The following is a 9,007-nucleotide window of genomic DNA, read 5'->3' on the forward strand; positions in this document are numbered from 1 at the left end:
GCTTCTCAAGTTCAAATCGGATCTCTATGACGCAGTTTCCGACGGAGATTTATCCGACCAGGTTTCTGAAAATAAGATAAGCTTGGAAGTTCTTGCAGGTTCCGACGTAGGTAAAAATATCAATCGGGGAGATGTTCGTTTTAAAGAAATCGCTTTAACTTTCGATTTGGGGACCGGGGAGGATCTTAAGTTGATTTACGAATATCTTTCCCGATTTCCCATCAAAATCACGTTGTTTGTTTCAAACGAAAACCCGGCGCTCAAAAACGGTTCGTTTTTCAGCAACACGAATCTACGTTACTTGAGAAAACTTTCCGAACTCGGAGACCGAGTCGTTTTTGGAAACCATACTTGGAGTCATTATAATATTCCAAGAAGTTTATACGAAACTTCTTTACGTAAAAGAATTTTGCTCAGTTACGTTTCTGACGAAATCCCGGACGCCAATTTTCTCCAACAAGAAATGAAAATGGTGGAAGAAAAATTCGAATCTATTACCGGTAAACAATTAACTAAATACTATCGTCTTCCTTACGGAGGTTTTGACCCTCTGGTAATTCAAACCTTCGGAAAACTCGGTTACACACATCATATTTTTTGGAGCAATAATTCGGTTGGCTCTTTGGATATTCCGGATTTCGTATATAAGAAATTTATTTATAAAAAAGATCCTCGAACAGGCAAAACGAGGATTATGCCGAATCCGAATTATAAGACTAGAGCCGAAGCGCTTGATTTTCTTTATCGTTGGGAAGAGGCGGATAAAGATGGTATGAATGGAGCTATTATTTTGATGCATTTAGGTTCCCCAAGACAATCGGAAAAGCTCATCTATATTCTTCCAGATTTCATCCAGGAAATGCTTTCTAAGGGTTATAGTTTTGTGACGATTCCTGAAATTATCAACGATCACCAGGATTGATTTCTTTTGAAAGGATTGCAATTGTAAGGTGTGGCTTTTTTCTCCAATGATATATGAATTATAATATTATAATATATTCGATCAAATTGAATATATTGAGATTTTGCCCCAAAAGTCTTAGGCTGCAGGAGTTCTCACAAGGATTTAACAATAATAAAGTCCATTAGAAAGTTCATAAGTGTCCCAAAGAGACGGTTTCTGTCGGAACTCCTGTATTTTATTACGAGATTGTAGTAGAAGTTATTTCAAAAATATCTTAGAATGATTGGAATTGGCATTTTAAACAAAAATAAGGTATTTTGAGAGAACTTCTAGTTTTTCTTAAGATTTTAGAGCAGACTCTGAAGAACCATAACCAACCCCACAAGTTAAGAAGTTTGGGATCATAAGAATCAAAAGCTGATATTTTTCAAGTGTTCCGACGTGTTAGTGATTAGGGGTTAGATTTTAGTGAATAGAACTTTACATACAATAAAACGCAAGTGTTCCCCGACGAGAATGAGGCTTTTTACTTGCAAGAAGTATGATTTTCTGATAGAGAAAAATCTCCCGAGTTTTTCCACCTATTTCGCGACCCGTAGAGAGCGAAATAGCCAGCGAACAGCGGAGCATTACCGAGCGATCCCTAGAGAGCAAGGTTGAGTTTTGTAAGCGGCTCTCAACGAAGTTGAGAAAGAAAAGCGAAATAGAGTTATTCTCCCCTCCACCCAAAATTAGGGGGAAACTCAATATCTCACTCCCTGAACTCAGCAAACACCTTCCTATGGGTCGGTGTTTAGGTCGCGAAAGGTATAACTCAGGCACAACGCTTCCTGAACTCAGCAAACACCTTCCTATGGGTCGGTGTTTAGGGCGCGAAAGGTATAACTCAACAGAACGCTTCCTAAGGGGCGCGAAAGGTATAACTCAGCAGAACGCTTCCCATGGGGCGCGTTCTGGGGCGTAAGTTACACAGAGGATTTGTCGTAATTCCGACAGATTTATCTTGAGATCCAAGTACTTGTGGGTAAGGTTATGATTTTAATTGGAGTGCGGAAGGCCTAAATTTTAGGTATTGCAGATCGAATTTATACAATGATCGTTTTCTTCCGGGATAGAAATTGCGGTTATTCAAAAAATTTGTCTCTGAAATGATCGATCGGCATTTATGAAAAGATTTTTAAGATTTATCCCAAAATAAATTTTAGAGAGGAAAGAAATAAGCCAAGTCTTATTTTAGAAACCTGTTGCTAAAATAACAATTCCGAAAATTATCTCTTGAAATTTTGAACAAATGGGATATTTATTTTCTCTTCATAAGAGAGGAATTTCCGTGATTCAGAAATGGTTTCAAACAGTGTTCTTTGGGAGTTTAATTTTAGCGGGAATTTTAATTCCAGGAAAAATATTTTCTCAGGCAAGTGATGCTGCCGCTGCAATTCAAGAAGCTTGTAATCGTCTAGTAAACGAGGGAATATACAAAAGTTGCAAAGCGGCTCCGGGGTTTTCAGCTCACCAAGGATATTACACTCAATCTGCCCAAATCAAATGTGAGTGTATTAATAAAAAAGACAATAATAAAACTATCGTTACAATTACTCTCGGTCAGTATTATTAAACATTTTTAGATTTTGGTGAGAATGGTTATACGTTTTAATTCCATTTTACTTAAAACCCTTTAAGTTTCTTACTCAAGAACTATGTAATAAGTACCAAAATTCAACCTTTAAATGAGAGATTTGCCTCACATTACTGGTACTCTATTATATAGGTACCAGTAATAGATCCTATCAGGATCAATTCTATACGATTACTGTAAGCAATTACTTCTAAGTAGCCTTCTGCTTTTTCACGAATTTCTTTTAAAACATTACATAATTCACATATAAATCATGTAATTATAAGATATTTTGTACATCGATAAATTGTAAAATTTCAATTTTGTAATTACTAATCTCTACATAATAGAGTGCCTAGTATTCTGTCTTAAAATGGGTATTTGTGCTAAAATTGACGGTACTCCTTTATATAGATATCAGTAGAAAAATTTTCTATTTATGAATCAACCGCATTGGGGAACAAGCCTTCCGAGTATTCAAAAGCCATAGTATGAAGAATTGCTAAAAACTTCGGTTATATATATTATGGAAACTTTTATCAAATAAATTTTTGATTTGATGACGGTCAGAATACGATGATTTTCGTGCGGGAATTTAATTCTTAGAATCTTAACCTTATATCTTGAAAATAAGTAGATTATAGTTTAAGCACGTTATAATTGTAATCTCCAGATCAATGAGAATTTCTATTTTCATTGGGAAGTTAAAAGAATGATAAAAGGTGAAAAATTATGCAAAAAATTTTAATGATTCTGATCACTTCCTTTTTATTAGGAACTTTAGAAAATCTGTATGCAAATCGGGAAAGACCTCTTCCTGATCCGGTCGATATTGTTGAGGGAACGCACGAAAATCAGGTTGCTACACCTCCTGTAGAGGTTTTTTATCTGGTTACTGTTTTAACTCCGGAACAAGTAAGTGCTTCGGATGGATTTTGGTCGTCTGGAGCATCTATAGATTCTACAAATATAGATTTTTCACTGTTAAACCATGTTACTCCCCGAGTTAATAGCGAAAGATCAGGTTATATTAGCTTGTTTAGGAATTTTATATATGCACTTATTTATGCACAATCGAATATTTCTGGAGATTATTACATTTATCAGATTGCCGGAGGATTTAATATTGTGGATGTACAAGGTTCTCTCGGTCCTTATACTCCTTCTAATTCGACAGCAGAGGCTGTTGCGTTGAATCGAATTTATTGGAATCAGGTTTATGGATGGACTCGCTTTTCGAGTAATTTTAATTTTAGTTTAGATGACCCCGGTTTATTCGAACATAATCCTATATTTGATCGAGAGACGTTTGCGAATGCTACTTCTTCGCCCGGACTTCCAGAGTTAGCTGGATTTCCTCAAGGTGATCCTAGATGGGGGAATGAATTTTTTGTACATGTCGCAGGGTGCAATGTCCATTTGCGTAGACGTAGTAATGGAAAGTGTTATTTAAAGCAGTCATTTTTAGATACTGCTCAAAAAATTTCCAATGTAAGTCGAAAGAAAAGTAAAATACCAATTCTTTCACCTTTTAAAACTCCCATCTCTCGAGCTGCATCTAGTAAGGGAACTTTTGTAAGTTTATCGGACTATGTGGGCGGTCTATGTTATGTTACATCGAAAAGTAAAATGGAATGTAGGCCTATACTGAACAATGGAAAACTTGGTTTCGTCGCAGAAACTACAATGAGCGATACGGGTTATGAGGATTCGTATATGTTTGTGGATATTAATAACGATTGGAAAGACGATTTTTGTCGTTTAGTAGCCGGGACAGATAAATATCCTTTACTAAAGTGTAATCTAGGCAATGGGGAAGGACGTTTTCCTACTGAAGTCAATTTTGGATCCGTGGACGGTGGCTGGTCATCTGGCGGAGCGGCTAACAAGCGTATGATTGTTAAAGGAATTTCTGGAAGGTCTTTTTTTTGCCGGATTATAGACGGATATGAGATAGCTTGTACGGAGTTAGTTCAAAAGCGCAACGGAAGTGAGGTTACTTTTACTTTAGGACAATCCGGAATAACGAAAGGTAGACATTATTATTTTAATTTGGCTAAACAATTTAGTATTTTTACGGATTCTAATCAGGATGGTGTTCCAGATTGGTGCCGTATTACAAATCAGAGATATGATAAATTTGATTTGAATTGCTGGTGGTCTTTGGGTAATCAGCAATTTTCTAATCATGTAAAAATAACAGATCTGATGGGGAATAGCAACAGCGACGTAATAGCTAGTGTAAGAATTATGAATCCTTTGGTACAAGATTTTTGCTACGTTCCTAAGAATCAGCTCAAGAGTTCCGTTCGGTGTTACAATTTTCCAAGTCAGAAACAATACGAATCATCGACTGGATTTAATTATGTGACTCGACTCATGGAGGCTAAAGGCCTTATGAGAAAGGATGGTTATTCTCTTTGTGCTACTGAAGTCAGAAATTGGGGAAAAACCATGAGGCTTTCCTGTGTTTCAAAAGGTTCTGTTAAATCCGATCTTGGATTTACTCCCGTTTTTTCAACGGTGGACTTTGAAGATTATCAAAATATTTTGAATGAAAAGCAGACAAAAATTGTTTATTCCAACGGAAGAAGTTTGTTTTGTACGATCGGAGCGAATGATGTAAAATGTATTCCACTCAATCAAGATGGTCCGACTTGCCAACGTGTGGTACAGGCTCAGACAAGATCTGTGAGAACTCTTAAAAGCGGTCTTACGGGGTTGGAAAATTTCCAAGGAAAAAATGAGTGTTTGGCGTTGAATAACAAAGACAGATGTTTTAATAAAAATGGAATTTGTTACAAGTGGGGTTATTAGTAGTTCCTAATGTTCTTATGCTAGAACCTACTTAGAGCCGGTCTCAAAACTGCTTGTACTGAGAAAGCATAATAATATCAATGTGAAATGGACAAATATTATTCAGAGATACCCGATGCTCTTTGGCAAAAAATCGCATCTTTTATCCCTAAAGAAAAGGTCAATCCCCAAGGGGGCGCAATCGTGTACCTGCAAGAGTGGTAATGGCAGGGATTATCTATCGAATGAAAACGGGATGTCAGTGGCGTGCAATTCCGAATGACTTTGGGTCCGGTCAAACTTGTCATAGAAGATTTCAAGAATGGGAACGAGCGGGAGTATTTAAAAAGATCTATAAATCTATTTTAAAATATTATGATGTGAAGAATAAGATAGCATGGGACTGGGCTTCGATGGATTCCGCAATGGTTAAAGCTCCCAAAGGGGGAGCTTAACCGGAAAGAACCCTACAGACCGTGCCAAATTAGGGGTTAAACGGCATATTCTTACGGATGGAAATGGTATTCCTTTGGCAATTACGTTGACTGGAGCTAACGTTCATGACAAACGCGGTGTAAAAGATACGTTGAATTCAATCTTAGTTTTTTCCGGAAGAAAAAGAAAAAACCGAAGCATCTTTGTTTAGATAAAGGTTATGACTTCAAAGATATAGAAGCATTCATCAAGAAAAGAAACATTCGAGCTCATATTCGGAAAAAAGGTGAGAAGCCTCTCATCGGCAAATATAAAGGAAAACCGAGGCGTTGGGTCGTTGAAAGAACAAACAGTTGGCACAATCGATTCAGAGCTATTCTAATTCGCTGGGATAGAAAAGCGGAAAATTATCTGGCATCTCTTTATCTCGCAAGCTCCATCATTGCTTTTAACTTTTTTAATAGGTAGTTTTGAGACCGGCTCTTAGAAACTCATTCTTACAGATTACGTTGTGCAAGAACTATATCAGAGTAAGTGGCTTTTAGGATGAATTCTAGATATTTGAGTAATTTATAAATTAGAAATGTCTAGAATTCTCTCTAAAAAGGTGCAGTCATATGTTTTCATCAATCTAAATTGAATCCATTGAATAATTACAGTACACTTTGTCTTTCGATAAAAGGATTTTTGAGTTAATTTCTCTTCTCCAAAAAGATGGTATGAGTAATTCCTTTTTTCGAATTTTAACTTTTTTGATCGGATTTCTGATAGGTGCGACTGACCGAGCGATTTGTGCTTAGGGAGTTGATCTTTTCTTTGAGTTCGAAAATATGTAATTGTTTCCTCAAAACGTTAAAATTTGTTTGATTTGGAAAAACGAAAGATTTTTGAATCGAAAAAGACTTTTTTGGACATCTCTCTCGTAGAATTCACGTTAAAAAGAAGTTCTTCGAATTTTCGGTCCTATTCACAATCAAAATATAATTCCGATTCGGAGAATCTAATTATGAAATTTCGCTCAGCTTTCAAAAAACTATACTCTTCTTTTTAGAAGTTTCTTTTACGAAAGATTAGAAAAAGAAAAATGGGAAGCGGGCGCCTATACAAACTCAATAAATGATTTCCAAAATCCTCAAGAAATTACTAATATTAGATTTTTCTCGTAACTGGCTCGCAGCTTTTTCCGAGGAAATCAAACAGTGAGGAAAAAAGATGAGAAAAAATTTACTTTGTTTCCTTTTTCAGAAACGTTATTTTGGGATTTGGATTTTTCTTTGTATCTATTCCCTCCAAACGGATCCGACGTTTTCGCAGCAGAAAGAGAAAAATCAAGAAGGAGGAAAGAAAAAGTCCGCTTTTGAGTTCTGGATCAAACGTCAGACGTACCGCTGGACTCCTTACGATTATACCTCCTTTTCGGAGCATTCTTCCTTGGAAAGTTCGAACAAAACAGATTCCGTAAAACAAAATCAGAAGGTATTGATTCCGCTCGCATTTCGATACGATCGTCACGATAAAAAATACAGAATCGAACTTTCCGCGTATGAAATAGAATTGGCGAATCCGAATACGATCGTGACCAAGGCGGGAGACGGAGGGATTGCGATTCAAAGACACTATTTCAACCCGATGATCCGATCCGAAGCGGAATTCAATTATTATAAAATTCTAAACTTAAGCGAAGATTGGGATCTGTTCGCAGGTGCGGGAATTCGAAATATCAATAAATATAAATACGGATATTTTTTACAGGAAGGCGCCTATCAGGAATATTTTTATACCTATGGTCCTCAGTTCGTTTTTAGGACGGACTATCGATTTATGGAGAATTTTTCTCTCAGTTTTGCGGCGGATCTTTTTTATACGGAAGGCAATCGTTTTTACAAACCGAAGACGGTCTCATTGGATTTTGTTACGATCTCAAGCGGAACCGCGGGTGTAAGAGGAATTTACAGAGGTTATGAATTGGATCTTTCTTTTGGTTATAAAATTTTTGAAACGATGAAACTCTACGTCGGTTACGGTTATATTTATTCTTATTTCAGTTATCTTGGATTCAATCAAACGGATTTTGCACTGGGGAATTCTCAAATTTCTCCGATTCAAATGCATACAAATGATGTTCCTTTTATGACTCGTCCCATTCGTTCGGGAAATCACGATATTTTGCAGGGATTTTATTTCGGAGTCGCCGTTGGTTTTTAGAATGAGAGGGTGTTGTTCCGGCAATCATTTTCTTTTATTTGTTCCGACAAACGATCTCGTTGAAAAATGACTTGATCCATCCCGAGTGAAAATTGGAGGAAAGCCAATTTTTCAAAGACCATTTTAACTTTTATGATTCAACTGAGTTCGATTCTTTTATTTGATAGAATGCAGATTATAAGATCAATAGAAAAAGTTACTTTTTTGTTTATCATTCTTTTATGAAATTTCGTTTAACAATGATTCACTTACAAAAAATAACAATCTGCCTTCTGGTTCTCATTTGTTTTTTTCCAAGTTACAAGCAGAGGAAGTTGAGAAAGTAATTTACAAAGACTTAACAAAAGCGCTCCAAAATCCTTTGGATGTTTTGATTTTATATTTGAGTTCCCGATATCTCACAATTCTTCCGGCTGAAATCGTACAACTGAAGAATTTGCAAATATTGGATTTGAGTGACAATCAACTTTCATCCGAAGAAAAAGAAAGGATTCGTAAGTTACTTTCCGAAGTGACCCCTTTAGAAGGATGCCATGAATTTTGAGACGAATCCCCGTTTTAAAGACAGAATTCTGAACACTCTATTCAATAAAGGAGAGTAAAGATAAATAGACTTTCTCATTTAAATCTTGAAATTGCTTCAATTTGAATGAATCAAAGATTCTTAAATTTTAAACCGAAGAAAAAATATTTCTCGATCGTATTAAATAATTCAAAAAAGAGTGTCCAAGCTAAACGAGAATATCCTTTGAGAATTGGATATTGGGGTGTCTTTGTTCTTTTTTTCTTATTAACATAACGTGAGCAGGGTCGTAAGAAAGTTTGGGCGAATAAGAAACTACTCATCTCTACATAATAGAGTGTCCAAAATTCTGCGTCTAAACGCGGGTTTTATGTCCAAATTAATTGTATTCTATTTTATAGGGATCAGTAAAGAGCAACGACTCGCTGAACTCAGGCGCAGAGCTTTCCTGAACTCAGCAAACACCTTCCTATGGGTCGGTGTTTAGGTCGCTCAGCGGGTCGTCGTCGCAGCTCGCGAATTTCATTAG

4 protein-coding genes and 2 pseudogenes (1 of these 6 cut by a window edge) are annotated in these 9,007 nt (G+C 36.4%); all 6 read left to right on the forward strand.

Features of this window, described 5'->3' with window-relative positions:
* Window positions 1-922: the 3' portion of a polysaccharide deacetylase family protein gene (locus tag LEP1GSC062_RS08450; protein ID WP_010578170.1), read on the forward strand. Its footprint begins 275 nt before the window's first position; only the last 922 of its 1,197 coding nucleotides appear in the window; the start codon falls outside the window, past its left edge; the stop codon is at window positions 920-922.
* Between the two features lie 1,273 nt (window positions 923-2,195).
* The gene (locus tag LEP1GSC062_RS08455; RefSeq protein WP_010578171.1) at window positions 2,196-2,519 is read left to right on the forward strand and encodes a hypothetical protein; all 324 of its coding nucleotides are present in this window, start codon (window positions 2,196-2,198) and stop codon (window positions 2,517-2,519) included.
* A gap of 732 nt (window positions 2,520-3,251) precedes the next feature.
* Window positions 3,252-5,336: an enterotoxin A family protein gene (locus LEP1GSC062_RS08460; protein ID WP_010578172.1), complete on the forward strand. Its 2,085-nt coding sequence runs from the start codon at window positions 3,252-3,254 to the stop codon at window positions 5,334-5,336.
* A gap of 87 nt (window positions 5,337-5,423) precedes the next feature.
* A pseudogene (locus LEP1GSC062_RS23055) lies at window positions 5,424-6,218 on the forward strand (IS5 family transposase).
* Between the two features lie 744 nt (window positions 6,219-6,962).
* Window positions 6,963-7,955 (forward strand): LA_2444/LA_4059 family outer membrane protein, encoded by a 993-nt coding sequence (locus LEP1GSC062_RS08485; protein WP_010578174.1) that lies wholly within the window; start codon window positions 6,963-6,965, stop codon window positions 7,953-7,955.
* A 221-nt stretch (window positions 7,956-8,176) separates the two neighbouring features.
* Window positions 8,177-8,442 (forward strand): annotated as a pseudogene (locus tag LEP1GSC062_RS08490) (leucine-rich repeat domain-containing protein); the annotation flags it as partial.
* Between the last annotated feature and the right edge of the window lie 565 nt (window positions 8,443-9,007).

Source organism: Leptospira alexanderi serovar Manhao 3 str. L 60 (assembly GCF_000243815.2).
Classification (GTDB): Bacteria; Spirochaetota; Leptospiria; order Leptospirales; family Leptospiraceae; genus Leptospira; species Leptospira alexanderi.

Excerpts from the sequence above, each read along its gene's own strand:
- LEP1GSC062_RS08455 (WP_010578171.1), top strand. The coding sequence starts at position 2,196 with ATGGGATATTTATTTTCTCTTCATAAGAGAGGAATTTCCGTGATTCAG.
- LEP1GSC062_RS08460 (WP_010578172.1), top strand. The coding sequence starts at position 3,252 with ATGCAAAAAATTTTAATGATTCTGATCACTTCCTTTTTATTAGGAACT.
- LEP1GSC062_RS08485 (WP_010578174.1), top strand. The coding sequence starts at position 6,963 with ATGAGAAAAAATTTACTTTGTTTCCTTTTTCAGAAACGTTATTTTGGG.